This is a genomic window from Gaiella sp. (assembly GCF_035558935.1).
GTDB lineage: Bacteria > Actinomycetota > Thermoleophilia > Gaiellales > Gaiellaceae > Gaiella.
This window is the reverse complement of the sequence record NZ_DATMBZ010000026.1, coordinates 1-17,966: the sequence shown is the minus strand read 5'-3', so window position 1 is coordinate 17,966 and position 17,966 is coordinate 1. Positions and strand designations below refer to the sequence as shown.

General features: G+C 72.9%; 25 protein-coding genes. 17 read left to right on the top strand and 8 right to left on the bottom strand.

Annotated features, from left to right (window positions below):
- From VNM44_RS02840 to VNM44_RS02785, 12 genes are all read left to right on the top strand, one after another.
- Positions 1-558, top strand: a 558-nt coding sequence (locus VNM44_RS02840) for a class I SAM-dependent methyltransferase (RefSeq protein WP_325622393.1), incomplete at its 5' end; no start/stop codon positions are given.
- Positions 555-1,226 carry a hypothetical protein gene (locus VNM44_RS02835; protein WP_325622390.1) on the top strand — a complete coding sequence of 224 codons (672 nt, stop codon included), beginning with the start codon at positions 555-557 and terminating at the stop codon, positions 1,224-1,226. The genes VNM44_RS02840 and VNM44_RS02835, both read left to right, overlap by 4 nt.
- Before the next feature lie 19 nt (positions 1,227-1,245).
- On the top strand, positions 1,246-2,160 hold the full coding sequence (locus VNM44_RS02830; protein WP_325622388.1) for a hypothetical protein: 915 nt from the start codon (positions 1,246-1,248) through the stop codon (positions 2,158-2,160).
- Between the two features lie 65 nt (positions 2,161-2,225).
- The gene (locus VNM44_RS02825) at positions 2,226-2,429 is read left to right on the top strand and encodes a hypothetical protein (RefSeq protein WP_325622385.1); all 204 of its coding nucleotides are present in this window, start codon (positions 2,226-2,228) and stop codon (positions 2,427-2,429) included.
- A gap of 99 nt (positions 2,430-2,528) precedes the next feature.
- On the top strand, positions 2,529-3,677 hold the full coding sequence (gene xseA / locus VNM44_RS02820; RefSeq protein WP_325622383.1) for an exodeoxyribonuclease VII large subunit: 1,149 nt from the start codon (positions 2,529-2,531) through the stop codon (positions 3,675-3,677).
- A complete protein-coding gene (xseB, locus tag VNM44_RS02815) occupies positions 3,674-3,898 on the top strand; it encodes an exodeoxyribonuclease VII small subunit (protein ID WP_325622381.1) in 225 nt (74 codons plus the stop codon). Before xseA ends, xseB begins: the two co-directional genes overlap by 4 nt.
- A gap of 10 nt (positions 3,899-3,908) precedes the next feature.
- Positions 3,909-4,319, top strand: coding sequence for a cyclic nucleotide-binding domain-containing protein (locus tag VNM44_RS02810; protein WP_325622378.1), 411 nt, complete (start codon positions 3,909-3,911; stop codon positions 4,317-4,319).
- Between the two features lie 10 nt (positions 4,320-4,329).
- Positions 4,330-4,899: a sigma-70 family RNA polymerase sigma factor gene (locus tag VNM44_RS02805; RefSeq protein WP_325622376.1), complete on the top strand. Its 570-nt coding sequence runs from the start codon at positions 4,330-4,332 to the stop codon at positions 4,897-4,899.
- Complete coding sequence (locus VNM44_RS02800) at positions 4,896-5,141, top strand: hypothetical protein (protein ID WP_325622374.1); 246 nt, start codon at positions 4,896-4,898, stop codon at positions 5,139-5,141. The genes VNM44_RS02805 and VNM44_RS02800 overlap by 4 nt, the downstream gene beginning before the upstream one ends.
- Positions 5,138-5,716 (top strand): cyclodeaminase/cyclohydrolase family protein, encoded by a 579-nt coding sequence (locus VNM44_RS02795; RefSeq protein WP_325622372.1) that lies wholly within the window; start codon positions 5,138-5,140, stop codon positions 5,714-5,716. Before VNM44_RS02800 ends, VNM44_RS02795 begins: the two co-directional genes overlap by 4 nt.
- A complete protein-coding gene (locus VNM44_RS02790; protein WP_325622370.1) occupies positions 5,713-6,528 on the top strand; it encodes a S8 family serine peptidase in 816 nt (271 codons plus the stop codon). Before VNM44_RS02795 ends, VNM44_RS02790 begins: the two co-directional genes overlap by 4 nt.
- Positions 6,525-7,157, top strand: coding sequence for a GAF domain-containing protein (locus VNM44_RS02785; protein WP_325622368.1), 633 nt, complete (start codon positions 6,525-6,527; stop codon positions 7,155-7,157). Before VNM44_RS02790 ends, VNM44_RS02785 begins: the two co-directional genes overlap by 4 nt.
- Positions 7,158-7,253: 96 nt before the next feature.
- Here VNM44_RS02785 and VNM44_RS02780 read toward each other — a convergent pair whose 3' ends face one another.
- The gene (locus VNM44_RS02780) at positions 7,254-7,436 is read right to left on the bottom strand and encodes a hypothetical protein (protein WP_325622366.1); all 183 of its coding nucleotides are present in this window, start codon (positions 7,434-7,436) and stop codon (positions 7,254-7,256) included.
- Positions 7,437-7,527: 91 nt separating this feature from the next.
- Here VNM44_RS02780 and VNM44_RS02775 point away from each other — a divergent pair, with 91 nt between their 5' ends.
- Positions 7,528-9,228, top strand: coding sequence for an MFS transporter (locus tag VNM44_RS02775; protein WP_325622364.1), 1,701 nt, complete (start codon positions 7,528-7,530; stop codon positions 9,226-9,228).
- Here the strand turns inward: VNM44_RS02775 and VNM44_RS02770 are convergent.
- Genes VNM44_RS02770 through VNM44_RS02760 form a run of 3 tightly spaced genes read right to left on the bottom strand, consistent with a single transcriptional unit; the run spans position 9,203 to position 11,950 of the window.
- A complete protein-coding gene (locus tag VNM44_RS02770) occupies positions 9,203-10,303 on the bottom strand; it encodes a lysylphosphatidylglycerol synthase transmembrane domain-containing protein (RefSeq protein ID WP_325622362.1) in 1,101 nt (366 codons plus the stop codon). The two genes, VNM44_RS02775 and VNM44_RS02770, sit on opposite strands and share 26 nt — an antisense overlap.
- A complete protein-coding gene (locus VNM44_RS02765; RefSeq protein WP_325622360.1) occupies positions 10,300-11,448 on the bottom strand; it encodes a glycosyltransferase family 4 protein in 1,149 nt (382 codons plus the stop codon). Before VNM44_RS02765 ends, VNM44_RS02770 begins: the two co-directional genes overlap by 4 nt.
- Before the next feature lie 40 nt (positions 11,449-11,488).
- A complete protein-coding gene (locus tag VNM44_RS02760) occupies positions 11,489-11,950 on the bottom strand; it encodes a MarR family transcriptional regulator (protein ID WP_325622358.1) in 462 nt (153 codons plus the stop codon).
- 62 nt (positions 11,951-12,012) lie between these two features.
- Between VNM44_RS02760 and VNM44_RS02755 the strand changes: the two genes are divergently transcribed.
- Genes VNM44_RS02755 through VNM44_RS02745 form a run of 3 tightly spaced genes read left to right on the top strand, consistent with a single transcriptional unit; the run spans position 12,013 to position 14,649 of the window.
- Positions 12,013-12,993: a VOC family protein gene (locus VNM44_RS02755; protein ID WP_325622356.1), complete on the top strand. Its 981-nt coding sequence runs from the start codon at positions 12,013-12,015 to the stop codon at positions 12,991-12,993.
- Positions 12,990-13,631, top strand: coding sequence for a hypothetical protein (locus tag VNM44_RS02750; RefSeq protein ID WP_325622354.1), 642 nt, complete (start codon positions 12,990-12,992; stop codon positions 13,629-13,631). Before VNM44_RS02755 ends, VNM44_RS02750 begins: the two co-directional genes overlap by 4 nt.
- Positions 13,632-13,641: 10 nt before the next feature.
- Positions 13,642-14,649, top strand: coding sequence for an adenosine deaminase family protein (locus VNM44_RS02745; RefSeq protein WP_325622352.1), 1,008 nt, complete (start codon positions 13,642-13,644; stop codon positions 14,647-14,649).
- Here VNM44_RS02745 and VNM44_RS02740 read toward each other — a convergent pair.
- On the bottom strand, positions 14,646-14,864 hold the full coding sequence (locus VNM44_RS02740; RefSeq protein WP_325622350.1) for a hypothetical protein: 219 nt from the start codon (positions 14,862-14,864) through the stop codon (positions 14,646-14,648). The genes VNM44_RS02745 and VNM44_RS02740 overlap by 4 nt on opposite strands.
- A 44-nt stretch (positions 14,865-14,908) precedes the next feature.
- A complete protein-coding gene (locus VNM44_RS02735; protein WP_325622348.1) occupies positions 14,909-15,169 on the bottom strand; it encodes a hypothetical protein in 261 nt (86 codons plus the stop codon).
- A gap of 76 nt (positions 15,170-15,245) precedes the next feature.
- On the opposite strand from VNM44_RS02735, the gene VNM44_RS02730 reads away from it, so the two are divergent.
- Complete coding sequence (locus VNM44_RS02730) at positions 15,246-16,220, top strand: EamA family transporter (protein ID WP_325622346.1); 975 nt, start codon at positions 15,246-15,248, stop codon at positions 16,218-16,220.
- Between the two features lie 10 nt (positions 16,221-16,230).
- Here VNM44_RS02730 and VNM44_RS02725 read toward each other — a convergent pair whose 3' ends face one another.
- Both VNM44_RS02725 and VNM44_RS17085 read right to left on the bottom strand, forming a co-directional pair.
- On the bottom strand, positions 16,231-17,640 hold the full coding sequence (locus VNM44_RS02725) for a cystathionine beta-synthase (RefSeq protein WP_325622344.1): 1,410 nt from the start codon (positions 17,638-17,640) through the stop codon (positions 16,231-16,233).
- A gap of 193 nt (positions 17,641-17,833) precedes the next feature.
- On the bottom strand, positions 17,834-17,966 hold a 133-nt coding region (locus VNM44_RS17085), incomplete at its 5' end, for an NlpC/P60 family protein (RefSeq protein ID WP_349258001.1).

The following is a 17,966-nucleotide window of genomic DNA, read 5'->3' as shown; positions in this document are numbered from 1 at the left end:
GCCACCGGCACGGGCGCGGTCGCGCTCGAGCTCGTCCGGCAGCACGCCTGCTCGGTCGTCGGCGTCGACCGGAGCGCCGAGATGCTCGCCGTTGCGCGGGCCCGAATCGCCGCCCAAGGGCTCGACTCGCGCATCGAGCTGTCCGAGGCTCGAGCCGAGGCGCTGCCGTTCGCTGCGGCGTCGTTCGACGCTCTGACCGTCACCTACCTGCTGCGCTACGTGGACGACCCGGCGGCGACCCTCGCCGAGCTCGCGCGGGTCGTCCGGCCCGGAGGCACGATCGCCATGCTCGAGTTCGGCCTCCCGCGCGGGGTCTCGCGGCCCGCGTGGGACGTCTGGGTCGGCGTCGGGCTGCCGCTCGCGGGCAGGCTCGTCTCGCCCGGGTGGCACGACGTCGGCCGCTTCCTCGGGCCTTCGATCAGGTCCTTCCACGCGGCGTACCCCGAGCCGAAGCTCCTCGCGCTGTGGCGCGACGCCGGGGTCGAAGACGTCCGCTCCCGCCGTCTGAGCCTGGGGGGAGGGCTCGTCGTGTGGGGTGTGCGGAGCCGCGTCGGATGACGGCGCCCGCCTTCTACGCGCTTCGCTCCGGAGGCTGGCGGGACTACGTCACGCTGCTGCACCTCCCCTACACCGCCTGGCACCTCTCGTACGTCGTCGTGGGGGCCTGCCTCGCGGCGAGCGTCGACTGGCCCGTGCTGGGGCTCACGGTGCTGGCCTTCACGCTCGCGATGGGCGTGGGCGCGCACGCCCTCGACGAGCTCAATGGACGGCCGCTCCGGACGTCGATCCCGGACGGCGTCCTGGTCGGCCTCGCCGTCGTCTCGGTCGGCGTGGCGGCGGCGATCGGCGTAGCGGTCGGCCTCGACCGGACGCTCTGGATCGTCCCGCTCGTCGTGCTCGGCGCCGCGCTCGTCCCCGTCTACAACCTCGAGCTGCTCGGCGGCCGCGCGCACACCGACGTCGGCTTCGCGCTGGCCTGGGGCGCGTTTCCCGTCGTGACGGCCTACGTCGCACAGACCGGGACGCTGCGCGGCGAGGCGCTCCTGGCGGCCCTCTGGGCGACGCTCCTCTCCCTCGCCCAGCGGCGGCTCTCGACACCGGCGCGCCGGCTGCGGCGCTCCAGGGAGCCGGGGCCCGGCGACCTGGCGCCGCTCGAGGACGCGCTGCGGCTCCTCACGGGAGCAACGGTCGTCCTGGCTCTGGCGCTCGTCGTGCTGCGGGCCTGAGACCCACTACCCTGCACGCGTGGCCGTCTGGATTCTCGCCGCACTGCTGCTCGGAGCCGTCGTCATGGCGGCCCTCTTGTGGGCGGCGCTGCGGAGCGCGCGCGCGAGCGCGACGGCGACGGACAAGCTCGTCGCCGAGGCCCGCGACGCCGTCCGGGAGGCGGTCGGCGCCGAGACGGCGGCCCACACCGAGGAGATCCGCCGTGTGCTGGCGCGGGAGCGCGCGGAGACGGCGTCCATTCTCGCCGCGGAGGAGCGGCGCGTCGCCGAGGAGCGGCGGATCGCGTTCCTCGAGCGGGAGCGCCGGACGAGCGAGGAGCTCGCCCAGGAGTTCGCGCGTAACGAGCGACGGCTCGACGAGCGGCTACGCGGCATCTCCGACGATCTCGAGCGCGCGCAGCGGCACCTCGAGGCGCAGCTGAACCAGCTCGGCCAGCGGTACCGCCAGTCGATCGCCGAGGTCGAGACGAGGCTCGAGGCGGAGGCGGCCGAGCTCGGCTCGACGGCGGACGAGCAGCGAAAGACGGTGATTCGCCTGCGCGAGGAGCTCGAGCGGGTCGCGAGCCAGGCCGTCACGGAAGCGCTCGACGAGCTCGAGTCGCACACGCTCGAGCGACGGCGCGCGATCGACGAGATCACCGAGCGGCTTCGCGCCCGCGAGGCCGCGGTCGCCGACTCGATCGAGCGGGCCGAGACCGACGTCCGCGCCCGGCTGGACGTCGTGCTGGTCGAGTGGGAGCGGCGCCAAACCGAGCGGCTCGAGCGGGTGACCGAGCGCGAGGTGGAGCGGCACGCGCAGATTGCGATGCAGGCCCTGGACGAGCGCTTCCGCGAGGCGCGCGAGGAGGCCGCGACGCGTCTGCAGCGGGAGCTCGAGCGCGCTATCGAGCTTCTCGCCCGCGAGGAGCTCGCGCAGCGGCTCGACGCTCGCTGACAATTCCCTCACCAACTTTCTGGCGGAAGGGATCGTCAAAGGCAGCACGAACACACCGTGCATTCATGGCCGAGACGATCGAGACACCCGTGTGGCGAGAGGACGAGCAGTCCAAGGTCGAGAGCTGGCGCCTGCACGTGCTGATCGAGGCGGGCTTCCCGCTGCCGCTGGCCGAGCGGCTCGCGGCCAGCGAGGCCGACCTGCACGCGTGCGTGCGCCTCGTCCGTGAGGGTTGCAGCCCCGTGACGGCGACCGAGATTCTCCTGTAGCTCTCCAGGGGTCCGTTCCCGAAGGGGCTTGACCCCCGTGGGCGCCGCCGGGGACCGGCACCTGCCGGGACCAGTTCCGTGGGGACTACGCTCCGCGGCATGGAGGCCGGCGCGACAGCCGAGCGGAAGGTCTACACCGTCGCGGCGTTCAACCGGCGGCTCGCGGGGTATGTCGGGCGCGTCCGGGACGTCTGGGTCGAGGGCGAGGTGAGCGAGCTGCGGCGGAGCCCGGCGTGGGGGACCGTCTTCGTCACGCTCAAGGACGTGCGCACGGGCGCATGCCTCCCGGCAACGATGCTCCGGCGGCGCTTCGACCTCATCGCGCCGCCGCTGGGCGAGGGGGAGCGAGTCCAGGTGAACGGCGGGCTCCAGCTCTACGAGGCGCGGGGGGAGCTCGGGTTCCGCATCGCGACCCTCGAGCGGGTCGGTGAGGGTGACCACGCCATCGCGCTCGCGCGGCTGCGTCGCGCACTCGAGGCCGAGGGCCTCTTCGCCCCTGGGCGCAAACGGCGCCTCCCGCGCTTTCCGCGGGCCGTCGGCCTCCTCACGGGCGTCGACGCCGCGGCGCGCGGCGACGTTCTCGCGGCGATCGCGACTCGCTTTCCGGCCGTCAGGCTGGTCGTCGCCGAGACGCGGGTCCAGGGCCCCGCCGCCCCGGTCGCGATCGTCTCTGCCCTTGCGCGGCTGAGCGAGCACGACGGCGTCGATGTCGTGATCCTCGCGCGGGGCGGCGGCAGCTTCGAGGACCTTCTGCCGTTCAGCGACGAGCGCGTCGTCCGCGCCGTCGCGGCCTGCCGGGTGCCCGTCGTGTCGGCCGTCGGGCACGAGCAGGACGAGCCGCTCTGCGACCTGGCCGCGGACGTACGCGCACCGACGCCCACGGCTGCCGCGCGCCTCGTCGTGCCGGACCTCGACGAGCTCCGCGCGGCGCTCGAGCGCTCGCGCCAGCGCCTCGGAGCCGGCTCCGAGCGCGTCCTCGAGCGCGACCGCGGGCGGCTCGCGCGGAGCCGCGAGCGGCTCACGTCGGCTCCGCTCCTCCTCCTCGAGCGGCGCCGCGCCGCGCTCGACCGCTCGGGCGTGCGCCTGCAGGCGCTCTCGCCGCTCGCGACGCTGGCGCGCGGCTATGCGATCGTCCGGGAGGACGGGGACGTGCTGCGCGACGCCGGCCGGGTCACACCCGGCGCCAGGGTGGACGTCCAGCTCGCGCGCGGCAGCCTCGGCGCGCGGGTCGACGAGGTCCGGCCGTGACGGACGAGCGGTCCTTCGAGGACCTGCAACGCGAGCTCGACGAGCTCGTCGCGCGGCTCGAGCGCGGCGACGTCGCGCTCGACGAGGCGCTGTCGCTCTGGCAGCGCGGCGAGGAGCTCTACCGCGCCTGCGTCGAGCGGCTCGACCGCGCGGAGCTCGAGATCGAGGAGCTGCGGCTCGGAGGCGCCGCCGGGGATGACAGCGCCCGGCCGGCAGGGTAAGGTCGCCGCCATGGCACAACCGAGCCCCGATCTGATCCGCGGCATCCCCATCTTCTCCGACCTCGACGACGCCTCCGTCCAGCAGCTCGCGACCGACTTCATCGAGCGCGACTTCGACGAGGGACAGGAGATCGCCACGGAGGGCGAGGGAGGCCTCAACTTCTTCGTCGTCGACAGCGGCACGGCGGACGTCACCGTCGGCGGGAACACCGTCGGGACTCTCGGGCCGGGCGCCTCGTTCGGCGAGATCGCGCTCGTCGACAAGTCGGCTCGCTCGGCGACCGTCACGGCGACGTCCCGCCTACGAGCGTTCGCGCTGCCCGTATGGAGCTTCCGGAGCTTCGCCGAGTCGCGCCCGACCGTGACCTGGAAGCTGCTCGAGCTGCTTGCCGAGCGGCTCCGCGCCGCCGAGCACCGGTAGACGGGGCGCGGTGGACGCCGCGTCGGATGCCGAGCTCGTCGCTCGTTGCCGGGCCGGCGACCAGGCGGCCTGGGAAGCGCTCGTCGACCGCTATTCGAGGTACGTCCACGCCATCGTCTCCCGCGTCTACCACCTCGAGTCGCACGACGCCGAGGACGCGTTCCAGGACGTCTTCACGCGCGTCTTCGAGCGGCTCGACACGCTCCGGGACGGCAGCGCACTCCGCCCCTGGATCGCGCAGACGGCGCGCAACTGCGCGGTCGACGCGCTGCGGCGGTCGGGCCGCGAGGTCCCGGTCGGAGAGGTGCCGGACGCGCCGGACGAGGGGCTCGCGCGGCTCGACGAGGCAATGACCGTCCATGCGGCGCTCGACCGGCTCTCACCGGACTGCCACGAGATCCTCGACCGCTTCTTCTGTCGTGACGAGAGCTACAGGACGATCGGCTCGGAGCTCGAGCTCCCGGCGGGCACGATCGCGAGCCGCATCGCGCGGTGTCTGACGCGCCTCCGCGACGCGCTCGAGCCGGGAAGAAAACAGCAGGCCACCACGTCGGGTGAGAAGGTGGAGGAACGACGATGACCCCCGAGGAGCAGATCGCCGAGCTCATGCGCGAGCTTCCCGCGCCGCCCGTCGGCTGGATCGAGGCAGCGAAGGAGCTGCCGACGGTCCGCCGCGAGCTCGACACGATCCTCGAGCGGATCGAGCGGGACGAGAGGTTCCGCGAGCTCGTCGTCGCCGACCTCGAGGCGACGCTTCGCGCCGAGGGCGTGGAGCCGACCCCCGTCGTCGTCGCCCACCTGCGCCGCCACATCGCGCCGTGAGCCTGCCGACGACCCGGTGGTCGCTCGCGAGCCTTCCGGCCGCGCGGCTGCACGACACCCTGGCGGAGGTCGGTGCCGGCCCGGCCGGCGGATCGGCCGCAGCGCTCGCGACTGCGATGGCGTCGGGGCTGGTCCGCCTCGTCGCACGCGTCTCGCACGACTGGGAAGAGGCGCCGGGCATCGCGGCGCAGGCAGCGGCGCTCGGCGACCGGTCGCTCCTCCTCGCCGACGACGACCACCGCGCCTACGCCGCCGCGGTGGAACAGCTGCGCTCGCCCGAGCGCGACGCGGCGCTCGGCAGGGCGCTCCGCCGCGCGGCCGAGGTCCCGCTCTCGATTGCCGAGACCGCTGCGGACGTCGCGGCGCTGGCGGCCCTCGCCGCCCGGGACGGCGCCGACAGGGTCCGTGGGGACGCCTGGGCGGCCGCGACGCTCTCCGAGGCGGCCAGCGTCGCAGCCGCGCGCCTCGTGCACGTCAACCTCGCGACCCGGCCCGACGACGAGCTCTCGACGCGCGCCGAGCTCGCCGCCCGGGCGGCCACGGCGGCGCGCGAGGTCGCGCTCGCCTGCACGTGAGCACACGGCCCGTCCCCGCGTGGAGCCTGCCTCCGGGCGACGCACCGCCGGTCCCGGCCGACTCGGCCTGGCGGGCGACGGTGACCCGCGACTGGGCGTTCGGCGGATCGACCGGGGAGGTGGACGTCTGCGTCGTCGACAGCGGCGTCGAACAGGGTCATCCGCTGGTCGGGCCCGTCGAGAGCGCCTACGCGGTCGTTCGCACGGACGACCGTGTGGAGGTGGTCGAGGACGAGTCCGGCGACGTCTGCGGCCACGGCACCGCCTGCGCCGGGATCATCAGGGCGGTCGCGCCCGGATGCAGGCTGCACAGCGTGCGCGTCCTCGGCGCGGGCGCGACGGGAGCCGCGGATCTCATCCTGGCGGGCCTCCGGCACGCGATCGAGGCCGGTCACCGCGTGATCAGCCTCAGCCTCTCGACGACGAAGCGCCGCTTCGCGGAGGAGCTCCACGAGCTCGCCGATCTCGCCTACTTCAACCGGACGATTCTCGTCGCCTCCGCGCACAACCTGCCCGTCGACAGCTACCCGTGGCGGTTCTCGTCGGTCATCTCCGTGGGGAGCCACGAGGAGCGCGATCCCCTCGTCTGGTACGCGAACCCGGCGCCGCCGGTGGAGCTCTTCGCGCGCGGCGTCGACATCGAGGTCGCGTGGCCCGGTGGCGGCGCGCTCCGCTGCACCGGCAACAGCTTCGCGGCGCCGCACATCGCCGGGGTCGCGGCGCTCGTCCTCGCAAAGCACCCCGAGCTGACGCCGTACCAGCTGAAGAGCGTGCTCCACCTGACGGCTACGAACACGGAGGGAGCCGCATGACGAACGGGCCCGACGCACGGGCGGCCGCGGGAATGCTCGGTGGCGACGAGGAGACCTATCGCGGGCTTCTCCAGTCGATCGTCGACGTGGCGCGCGCGATCTTCGGCGCCGAGGCCGCGTCGATCTTCCTGCTCGACGAGGACAACGACCAGCTCGTGTTCGAGGCGGTCTCCGGGCGCGGCGAAGGCGAGCTGCTGGGCGCGCGCTTCCCGTCGAGCACGGGCATCGCCGGCTTCGCGCTCGTGACGCGCCAGCCGCTCGTCGTGGACGACCTCGAGGCCGACCCGCGCTTCTCGCAGGACCGCGCCCGCGCCACCGGATACGTCCCTTCGAGCATCGTCGCGTCACCGCTCCTGCACGACGAGCGCGCCCTCGGCGTGCTCTCGGTGCTCGACCGCGCACCGGATCGCCCGTTCGGTCTCGCAGAGCTCGAGCTGCTCTCCCGCTTCTCCACCCAGGCGGCGATCGGCCTCGACCTGCTGCTCCGGGCCCGACGCGCTCAGGAATCGCTCGTCGACGACGGGAACGCCGCGCTCGTCTCCCGCGTCGCCGCGCTCGTCGACGACCGGGACGACGACGCGGGCCGCCGGCTGCTCGAGGCGCTCGAGCGCGTCCTCACGACGCGCTGACCCCGAGACCCGGACAGACGGGAGCGGCGCCCGAGGGCGCCGCTCACCTCATCTGTCCCGGCCTCCCGCGGGAAGGCCGGTCGACCCCCCGACTTGTCAGCCGACGTCGACCGAGCCGACGTCCGCGGCCCCGACGTCGACCGAACCGACGTCGACGGAGCCCAGGTCCGCCGCACCCAGGTCGGCCGCCTCGACCTGCAGCTGGTGACCCTCGAAGTCGTCGTCCTCGGACACCTGCTCGGGATCCGTCGTGTCCAGCTTCTCGCGCTCGTCCGACATCGTGCCTCTCCTTTCGACGAAGAGCCCCTGGTGAGCTTCTCATCCCACCCGACGCGTGTGGAGGCTGAAATCTTCCCGTATTTCTGGTGGGGTGCGCAAGAGCGTGGAAGACGAGCCGGAATCCAACGCGTCGGGCCGCGAGGCCGAGAGTCGCGCACGCGCGTCGTTCCGGGCACTCGGCGCCGTGCTCTCGAGCCCGCCGCTCCGCCGGTTGCAGCTCGCGTGGGCCGGCTCGATCCTCGGCGACTGGGCCTACCTCGTCGCCCTCGGCGTCTACGCGTACGACCAGGGTGGCGCGTCCGCGGTCGGGCTCGTCGGCCTGATCCGGCTGATCCCCGGGGCGCTGATCGCGCCGTTCTCCGCCTCGTTCGTCGATCGGTTCCGGCGCGTCGCGGTGATGGTCGTCGCCGACGTCGTCCGGTTTGCCCTGATGGCCGCGGCGGCGCTCGTGATCGCGGCCGACGGGCCTGCGCCGATCGTCTACGGGCTCGTCGCGCTCACGAGCGCAACCGGTACCGTCTTCCGCCCCGCCCAGGCAGCGCTGCTCCCGGCGCTGGTCACCTCGCCCGGAGAGCTGACGGCGGCGAACGTCGCGTCGAGCACGCTCGAGAGCGTCGGTACCTTCCTCGGGCCGGCGCTCGGGGGCCTGCTCCTCGCCGTGAGCAGCCCCTCGGTGGTGTTCGCGGCGAACGCCGTCACCTTCCTGTGGTCTGCGCTTCTCGTCCTCGGGCTGCGTGACCGGGATCCGCCGCGCGAGCGCGCGGAGCCGCAGGGCGGCGGCGCGGATCCGTCGAGCGGCGTCATGGCGGGCATCAAGACGATCGTCCGGGAGCCGAACCTCCGCACGCTGGTCGGCCTCTACGGCGCCCAGACGCTCGTCGCGGGCGCGCTCAACGTGCTCGTCGTCGTCACGGCGTTCGAGCTGCTCGACCTCGACGACGCGGGCGTTGGCCTGCTGTACGCCGCCGTGGGGGTCGGCGGGCTCGTCGGCGGGTTCGTCGCGCTGATTCTCTCCGCGCGCGGCCGTCTCGCCCGCGACTTCGCCCTCGGGCTCGCGCTGTTCGGGCTTCCCCTCATCCTCGTCGGCGGCGTTCCGGTCGCCTTCGTCGCCGTCGTGGCGCTCGGCGTGATCGGCATCGGCAACTCGATCGTCGACGTCAACGCCCTGACGATCATGCAGCGGGTCGTCCCCGACGCCGTACTCGGCCGGGCGCTCGGGGCGCTCCAGGGGCTCCTCCGAGCGACGCTCGGGATCGGCGCGCTCGTTGCTCCGGGGCTCATCGCGCTCGTCGGCGCCGAGTGGGCGCTCGTCGTCACGGGAGCGGTCCTGCCGGTGCTCGCCCTTCTCACGAGGCCGCGGCTGCGCGCAATCGACCGCGAGGCGTCAGCGCCCGAGGCGACGGTGCTGCTTCGCCGCGTCCCGCTGCTCGCCCCGCTTCCCGAGTCCCTGCTCGAGCGCCTCGCCCGCGAGGCGACGCCCGTGCACGTCCCGGCGGGCGCGCCGATCGTGCGCGAGGGCGAGATCGGCGACCGCTTCTACGTCATTCGTAGCGGGACGGTCTCGATCCTGGGACGGACGTTCGGCCCGGGCGACGGCTTCGGCGAGATCGCCCTGCTGCGTGACGTGCCCCGCACGGCGACAGCCTCGGCGGTGACGGACGTGGAGCTCGTCGCGCTCGAGCGCGAGCCGTTCGTCGCCGCGGTCACGGGACATGCGCCGAGCGCGGCGGCGGCGGACACCGTCGTCGCAGCGCGGCTCGGCGCGCTCAGCGCCGGGACCGCACCGGTGTGACGTAGCGGTCGGCGTCCTCGGCCTCGACAGCCGCCTCGTCCTCCTCCGTGAGCTCCTCGAGGACGTCCTCGGCCGACGCCTCCTCGGCGTCCTCCATCCGCTTGAGGGCTGCGAACGAGAGGCCCTCGCGGGCGAGCATCACGAGCCCCACGCCGACACCGACGGACATCTCGACGGCCTGCAGCACGAGGCCGAACGCAAACCCCGTCCCGTAAGCGACGCCGTACTGCACGAGCGGCAGCGCGACCGCCGCCTGCAGCAGACCGACGTTCCCGGGCCAGAGCGGGAAGATCGTGGCGATGTTCATCAGGAGCAGGACGAGCGCCGCGGCGGGGAGCGGCACGTCCATCGCGAACGCCGCCGTCACCGACCACACCGCGAGCAGCTGGAACGTCCAGCCGATCGTCTGGAAGAGGATTGCGAAAAAGGCGGCGCCGGGTGTACGCAGCACCGCGAGGCCCTGGCGGGCCATGGCGAGCAGACGCCGCGCGGTTCGTTGGCCGTGCGGCACCGTGCCGGGCGCGCGCCGTACCGTGATCATCGCGGCTGCGAGGAGCCCGAGCCCGACGAGGCCCAGGATCACGAGCCCGGTGACCGCCCAGTGCGGCAGCTTGGCAGTCGCCATCACATATGCGACGAGCAGCGCGATCGGGAACAGGTCGAAGAGCCGATGCGCGAAGACCGTCCCGAGCAGCGTCGCGCTCGTGCCCTTGCCGTGCGGGAGGTGGCGCCGGAGCACGGCGACGCGCGCGAGCTCGCCCGCGCGGGCCGGCAACACGGCGTTGCCGAGCAGACCGACCCCGAATGCCGAGAAGACCTGCCGGAACGGCGGCTGCGGCGGCGGCATCGCCTGATCGATCGTCAGCTGCCAGGCCCACGCACGTGCGAGCACGGAGAGGAGGTTGAGAAGCACGGCGACCACGACCCAGCGCCAGCTGACGAAGTCGAAGGCGTGGTAGACCGTGTTCCAGTCCGGCCCGCGCCACCACAGCGCGAGGATCACGGCGACGAGGGTCGCCAGCACGAAGAGGCCGCGCGCCCAGGGATTCCGCGCGAGCGCCCCAAGGCGGGTCATGCCGCGACGCGCTCCCGGGCGGGCGGGCGAGCGATCACGCGCTCGTAGATCTTCTCCAGGCGCCGCGCGATGTCGGGCCACGCGAAATGCTCCTCGGCCCGCCGGCGCGCGGCGGCCCCCATCGCGGCGCGTCGCGGCTCGTCGGCGAGGAGGCCCTCGACGGCCGCGACCAGGGCGGCGCCGTCCCCGGGCGGGACCGACACCGCGGTCTCGGGAGTCACGACCTCGCGGTAGCCCTCGATGTCGGAGGCGACGACCGGGGTCGCGCACGCGAACGCGCGCGTCAGCACCATCCCGAAGCTCTCGCCGCCGAGCGAGGGCGCGAGCAGCGCCTTCGTCGAGCTGAGGAGGTCGGTGAGCGCGTCCTGCGAGAGGAACCCGACCACGTCGATGCCGGCGTCCGGGATTCCGAGCCGGGTGAGCAGCAGACGCACGGCCAACGGGTCGGCGCCGGCGACGACGAGCCGCGCACCGGTGCGCCGACGAAGCTCCGGCCAGGCCCGCAGGAGGATGTGGAGGCCCTTGCGCGGCTCGTGCCGCCCGGCGAAGACGACGGTGTGGTCCCGGCCTGTCGACGATGCCTCGGGCGGGATGAGCACGCCGTTCGGGACGATCTCCCACGGGCCGCCGAGCCACCGGTCGGCGGAGTCGCGAGCGCGCTCCGAGACGGCGATCCGCTGGTCGACCCGGTCCATCAGGAACCCCCAGCCCGGCATCCCGAGCCGCATCCAGCCGAGGTCGCCCGAGGCGTGGTGCGTGGTCACGATCGGCTCCGTCGCCAGCGCGAGGACGGCGACGCAGATCGCCGGCGTCATGGGCTCGTGGAGGTGGAGCACGTCGAACCGCTCGCGCTCGAGGACACGCCGGATGCGGAAGAACGAGCGGGGGCTCAGGACGATGTTGGGCAGCGAGCCGTTCGCGGGCACGATCACGGATCGGCCGACCGGAATCACGTTCTCCGGCGGGTGGCCGTGGCGGCCGACACGCGGGTGGAGCGCACGCGTGAACTGGCCCGGGGGATCGTTGCCCATGACGAGCCTGACCTCGTGGCCCCGGTCCTCGAGCGCGGCAGCCTGGAGCTCCGCATGCTCGACGACCGCGCCCCAGAACGACCACGAGAACGGCACGACGATGCCGATCTTCACGCCGAAAGCCTATTCGAACGACGTGGCGCGGACCGGCGCGCTACGCCTGCGGCTGGTCGACGAGGCGCTCCCAGGCCTCCGCGAGCGCCTTCAGCTCCCCCTCGTCGAAGTGACGCAGGAAGAGGTCGCGCACGCCGGCGAGATGCGTGGGGCGCGCCGCGGCCAGCACACGGGCACCATCCGGCGTGAGGCGGGCGTAGAGGACGCGACGATCCTCCGGGCACGGCTCGCGGACGACCAGGCCACGCTGCTGCAGCCGGTCGACGAGGCGGGTGACGCCGCTCTGGCTCAGGAGCACCGAGCGCGCGAGCTCGCTCATGCGCAGCCGGTGCTCGGGCGCGCCCTCGAGGTAGAGCAGCACCTCGTACTGCGTCAACGGGAGCCCGTGGGCCGTCTCGAGCTGCCGGTCGAGCTCGTGGACGAGCGCCGCGTGCGCGCGGAGAAGCCCCGTCCAGGCGCCGAGCTCGAGCGAGGAGAGCTGTTTGACCGAAGATGCTTGCATATGCAATTATTTCCTTGTCTCTACAAGTTTATCGCATCTCGTTTCTCGAAAGGGATCACCTCATGACACCATCGACGTCGGGCGCCGCCGCCGCGAGCGCCGGCCCCACCGCGACCGCCATGCGCCTCGAAGGCATCCATCACGTGACCTGCATCACGGGCGACGCCCCCGGGAACGTGGACTTCTACACCCGCGTCCTCGGGCTGCGGCTCGTCAAGAAGACGGTCAACCAGGACGACCCGACCGTGTACCACCTCTTCTACGCCGACGAGGAGGGCAGCGCCGGCGCCGACATCACCTTCTTCGAGTATCCGGGGGCCAGTCGCGGTCGCGCGGGGGCCGGAATGGTGCACACCGTCACCTTTCGTGTCGCCTCCGAGGACGCGCTTGCGTTCTGGGAGGAGCGCCTCGCAGCGGAGGGCATCGCCGTCACCAGGGAGCCGGGAAGGCTGCGCTTCGACGATCCCGAGGGCCTCGGGCTCGAGCTCGCCGCGTCGTCGGTCGCAGACGCGCCGCTCGTCGCCCGTCATCCGGAGATCCCCGCCGAGCTGGCGTTGCAGGGTTTCGACGGCGTCCGTGCCTTCAGCTCCGATCCCGAGCGGAGCCGCCGCCTGCTCGAGGACGTGCTCGGCTTTTCTTCCACCGGGAGCGCCGATTGGGAGGTGCGCGGGGTCGCGCGCGGCGGGCTCTACGCCTACGACGAGCCGCCCGCCGGTGCCGGAGTCCCCGGCGCGGGGACCGTCCACCACGTCGCGTGGGCCTCGACGATGGAGGAGCACGAGGCCTGGCAGCGACGTGTCACCGAGGCCGGGATGCACGCCACGCCGGTGATCGACCGGTTCTGGTTCCGCTCGGTCTACTTTCGCGAGCCGAGCGGGGTCCTCTTCGAGCTCGCGACGCTCGGCCCGGGCTTCGGGATCGACGAGGATCCGGCCCACCTCGGGGAATCGCTGATCCTCCCGCCGGCCTTCGAGCATCTGCGTGACCGGGTCGAACGCGTCCTGACGCCGCTGCCCGACCCACGCGCCGGCTGGGCGTCGTGACGGGAGTGTCGGTGCAGGAGCTCGGCGCTCGCCGCCGCGAGAGCACAGGCGAGCCTGCGGGCGCGCTCGTGCTGCTCCACGGCCGGGGAGCGGACGAGCACGACCTCTTCCCGCTCCTCGACCTGCTCGACCCGGCGCGGCGGCTCCTCGGCGTCACGCCGGGAGGCCCGCTCCACCTCCCTCCCGGAGGGAAGCACTGGTACACGCTCGGCGGGATTCCGACGCCCGACGCGGAGACGTTCCACGCGACGGCGCCGCTGCTCGCCGCGTTCCTCGACGCACTCCCGATGCCGATGGACCGCGTCGTCCTCGGCGGCTTCTCGCAGGGCGCCGTGATGAGCTACGCGATGAGCCTCGGGCCCGGCCGGCCGAGGCCCGCAGGGCTTGTCGCCATGTCCGGCTTCCTCCCGCGTGTCGAGGGCTGGCCCCTCGAGCCGGAGCGCCTCGCCGGTGTCCCGGTCGGGATCGCTCACGGCACTCTGGACCCCGTGATCGGCGTCGACTACGGTCGCGAGGCCGCGGAGACGCTGTCGGCCGCGGGCGTGGACGTCCTGCGGCTCGAGTCGGCGGTGCCGCACATGGTCGACCCCGCCTGGATCGATCCGCTTCGGCGGCTCGTCGCGGAGGCTGTTCCCTAGACTCGCACGCATGCTGCTCGCCGACGAGGGGCTCGCCGAGCTCCACACGCACCTGGGCGGGTCGGTGGCGTCGGACATCATGTGGAGCCTCGCCCACGAACAGGGCATCGCGCTCCCGGTGAAGGACTACTGGGCCTTCGATGCGCTCGTCACGGTCTCGGACCCGCGCGGGGTGCAGAACCTCGACGAGCTCGACGCGATCTACCACTGGACGGAGCTGATCCAATCCTCCCCGCTCGCGGTCGAGCGGTCGGTCCACGCGGCGATCGGCGGCGCGTACCGCTCGCAACGGATCACCACGCTCGAGGTCCGCTTCAACCCGATGAAGCGCAACCGCGGCGGCGAGCGCGACCTCGACCACATCATCCTGGCCGCGACGCGCGGGCTCGATCTCGCCCGGCTCGAGTACCCCCAGGTGCGCGCGGGGCTGATCCTGATGATGGACCGCACCTTCGACCGGCGGCAGAACGAGGTCATCGTCGACAAGGCGGTGCGCTGGTCGAGCCGGGGCGTCGTGGGCGTCGACATCGCCGGGCCGCGGCCGGGTGGCCTGCGCTACGACTACACGCAGGTCTCCGCGATGGTGGAGACGGCCAGGGAGGCGGGGCTCGGCATCACGATCCACGTCGGCGAGGAGGGGGCGACCGGGGGCGAGGAGATCGGCGAGGTCGTCGAATCGCTGCGGCCGGACCGCATCGGGCACGGAATTCTCGCCGCTCACGACCCCGGCTTGATGGAGCTGATCCGCGAGGCGGGCGTCGTGCTCGAGATCTGCCCGACGTCGAACCTGCTCACGAAGGCGCTCGCCGACGAGGAGGAGGTGCGCGAGACGTTCCGGCGGTTCGCCGAGCACGACGTGCCCTTCACGATCGCCACCGACGGCCCCGAGATGATGCGAACCCACCTGCGGGACGAGTTCGCGCTCGTCCACCGGATCGGCGCGCTCGACGAAGCCGGCCTCGCGCAGGCGAACGCACGGGGCCACGCAGCCTCGTTCGTCGGCCGTACGGAGCGCTAGGCGGCGGAGTGCCCGGAGCCGGCGTCGCCGACGGCGTCCGTCGCCTCGCCGGCCGCCTCGGCGCCGTCGTCCTTCGCGCCGCCGAGCTCGTCCTTCGCGTCGTCGACGACGTCCGACGCCTTCTCCCGGGCGTCGCCTCCGACGTCCTCTGCCTTGTCGGCGACCTCGCCGGCCGTCTCCTTGGTCCTACCGAGGAGCTTGTCGAGGAATCCCATGGGCGTGACCATACGCGGTGCCCGGCCGCGGGGCAAACCGAGGTCTACGCGCTGTCGCCCGGTCTCGCGGTGTCGCGAGTATCCGCGTCGGGCTCGGTCTCGGGCTCCCCGTCGAGGTGGAGCCGCTCGAGCAGGTCGCCCGCCTCCTCGTCGGCCTTCTCGACCGCGTCGTAGTAGCGCCCGCCCGTGGCTTCGTCGAGACGCTCCTCGACATGGTGCACCGCGTCGATCGCCGCGTAGTCGGCCTCGGTCATCGCGTCGTCGGCGCGGCCGAAGAAGCGGCGGATGGAATCGAGCAGCGACATCGTTGGAACGTTAGATGCTCGCCGCCGCGCCCACCATGCATCTCACGCACGCGCCCCGTCGAGCGTTTCCCACTCGATGAGGCGCGCGAGGGTCGAGCTCTGGGTCGCGCTCTGGGTCGTCTACCTCGTCTGGGGCTCGACGTACCTCGGCATCAAGCTCGCCGTACGGACGCTCCCGCCCCTTCTGACGGGCGGCACGCGGTTCCTCGCCGCCGCGGTCGTGCTCGCCGGGATCCTCACCGTTGCGCGGCGGTCGCTCCGCGCGAGCAGGCGCGAGGTGCTGTCGGCAGCGGGGCTCGGCGTCGCTCTCCTCGCCTGCGGCGTCGGCCTCGTCCACGTGGCGGAGACGAGGATCGACTCGGGCGTCGCGGCGATGATCGCCGGGTCGGTGCCGTTGCAGATCGTCGTCTGGCGGGCCCTTGCGCGCGAGCGCGTTCCCCGCGCGACCGTGCTCGCGGCCACGGTCGGCCTCGTCGGCCTCGCGCTCGTCGTCGGCCCCGACGGGATCGCGGGCGGCTCGGTCGCCGTGGGGCTCCTGATCATGCTCGCCGCCTCGTTGTCCTGGTCTCGCGGCTCGTTCGTCGCCCGGCGACTCTCGCTCCCGCGCGATCCCTTTGTCGCGACGGTGTACGAGATGCTCGGCGGCGGCACCGTGCTCGTGCTCGCGGGCCTGGTCGCCGGCGAGGCGGGACAACTCGACGGCGACGCTCTCCAGCCTGGCCCGATCGCAGCCTGGGCGTACCTTGCCGTCGTCGGCTCGGTGGTGGGCTTCAGCGCGTACGCGTGGCTCCTTCGCAACGCCCCGATCTCGCAGGTCGTCACGCACCAGTACGTGAATCCCCTTGTCGCGGTCGCGCTCGGCGCGCTCCTGCTGGGCGAGCGTCCGGGACCGGCGACGCTCGCCGGCGCGGCGCTGATCATCGGCGCCGTCGCGGTCACCGCCCGGTACGAGGGCCGCGGGGCCGTCTCGGCGTCCGACTCGTCACCCGCCGAGCACGCCGCCAAGGGCGCGCGCGCGGCGACGGCGGAAGCGGGAGACGGCGCCGCGTGACGACCGCGGGCTACGCCTCGACCTGAGTCCGCTGCGCGGCGAGGAACTCGAGCAGGTCCGAGCGGGTCAGGATCGCGACCGGCCTGCCGGCGCGGCCCACGACGACGGCACCGCCCGATCCCGTCAGCTCGGCGAACACCTCGTCGACGGACGCGCCGGCATCGACGGTCGCGAGCGGAGGCTGCATCGCCACTGCGACGTCGTCGTTCAGGGCGTCCGGGTTCCGGAACACGCGGTCGAGGAGGCTTCGCTCCTGGATCGAGCCGACGATGTCGGTCAGCTCCTCCGCGGGCTCGTGCCGAACGACGGGCAACTGGGAGATGCCGTAGCGCTGCATCAGGTCGATCGCGGCGCCGACCTTCTTGTGGGCGTCGACGACGACGAGCTCGGGCACGGCGCCGGCATCGCCGTCCTTCGCGCGGATCACCTGGCCCACGCTCGGGATCGGCGCCCGCCGCTCCATGAAGCCGTACTGGATCATCCAGTTGTCGTCGTAGAACTTCGTGAGGTACGAGCGACCGCCGTCGGGGAACGTCATCAGGACGGTCGCGCCGGGACCGAGCTTCTTCGCGACCTCGAGCGCCGCCCAGGCGGTCGAGCCGCAAGAGCCGCCGACGAGCAGGCCCTCCTCCCGCGCGAGCCGCCGCGCGGTCGAGAACGAGTCGCGGTCTGTGACGCGCACCCACTCGTCGACCACATCGGGGTCCATCGTGCTCGGCCACGTGTCCTTGCCGATCCCCTCGACGAGATACGGGTGCAGCGGGTGCGCGTCGTCCTCGGTGAACACGGAGCCCTCCGGATCGGCGCCGACGATGAGGACGGACGGCTTGCGCTCCTTGAAGTACTTGCCGATCCCCGAGATCGAGCCGCCGGTGCCGACCGAGACGACGATCGCGTCGACCTCGCCACCCGTCTGCTCCCAGAGCTCGGGGCCGGTCGTCTCGTAGTGCGCCTCCGGGTTCGCCATGTTCGAGTACTGGTCAGGCTTGAAACCGCCCGGGATCTCCTCCGCGAGGCGGTCGGAGACCGAGTAGTAGCTCTCCGGCGAGTCGTGCTCGACCGCCGTCGGCGTGATCACGACCTCCGCCCCGTAGGCGCGTAGGGTCGAGATCTTCTCCTGGCTCATCTTGTCGGGCATCACGAAGATGCAGCGGTAGCCCTTGTGGGCCGCGGCGATGGCGAGGCCGACGCCGGTGTTACCCGACGTCGGCTCGACGATCGTCCCGCCCGGCCGCAGTCGCCCGTCGCGTTCCGCAGCCTCGATCATCGCGAGCCCGATCCGGTCCTTGTTGGAGCCGCCCGGGTTCATGAACTCGAGCTTCGCGAGAAGGGTCGCGCCGGTCTCCTTGCCGAACGAGACGAGCCTGACGATCGGCGTCCCGCCGACGAGGTCGAGCACGGTCGGGTACGTGCGCCCCATGCCGGCGGGAAGCCTAGAGGCTTGATGTGGGTTCTGCGTGCGTAGCGGGGAGGGCGTGCGCCAAGCAGCGTGGTCGGCTCAGTGCTCGCCGATACCCGAAGGTATCGGTGGGCACTGCGACGGCCGCGATGCGCAGTGCGCAGGCCCCCATCCGCGCGTGCGCAGAACCCTCATCGAGCCTCTGTGATGGAGTTCAGAGCGGCGTGATGCGACGGGCGCCGACGGGTGGATACGAGCGCGCGTCGAGCGCCTCGATCTCGACGTCCCTACCGGACTGCGGCGCATGGATCATCCGGCCGTTGCCGACGTAGAGCCCGACGTGCCCG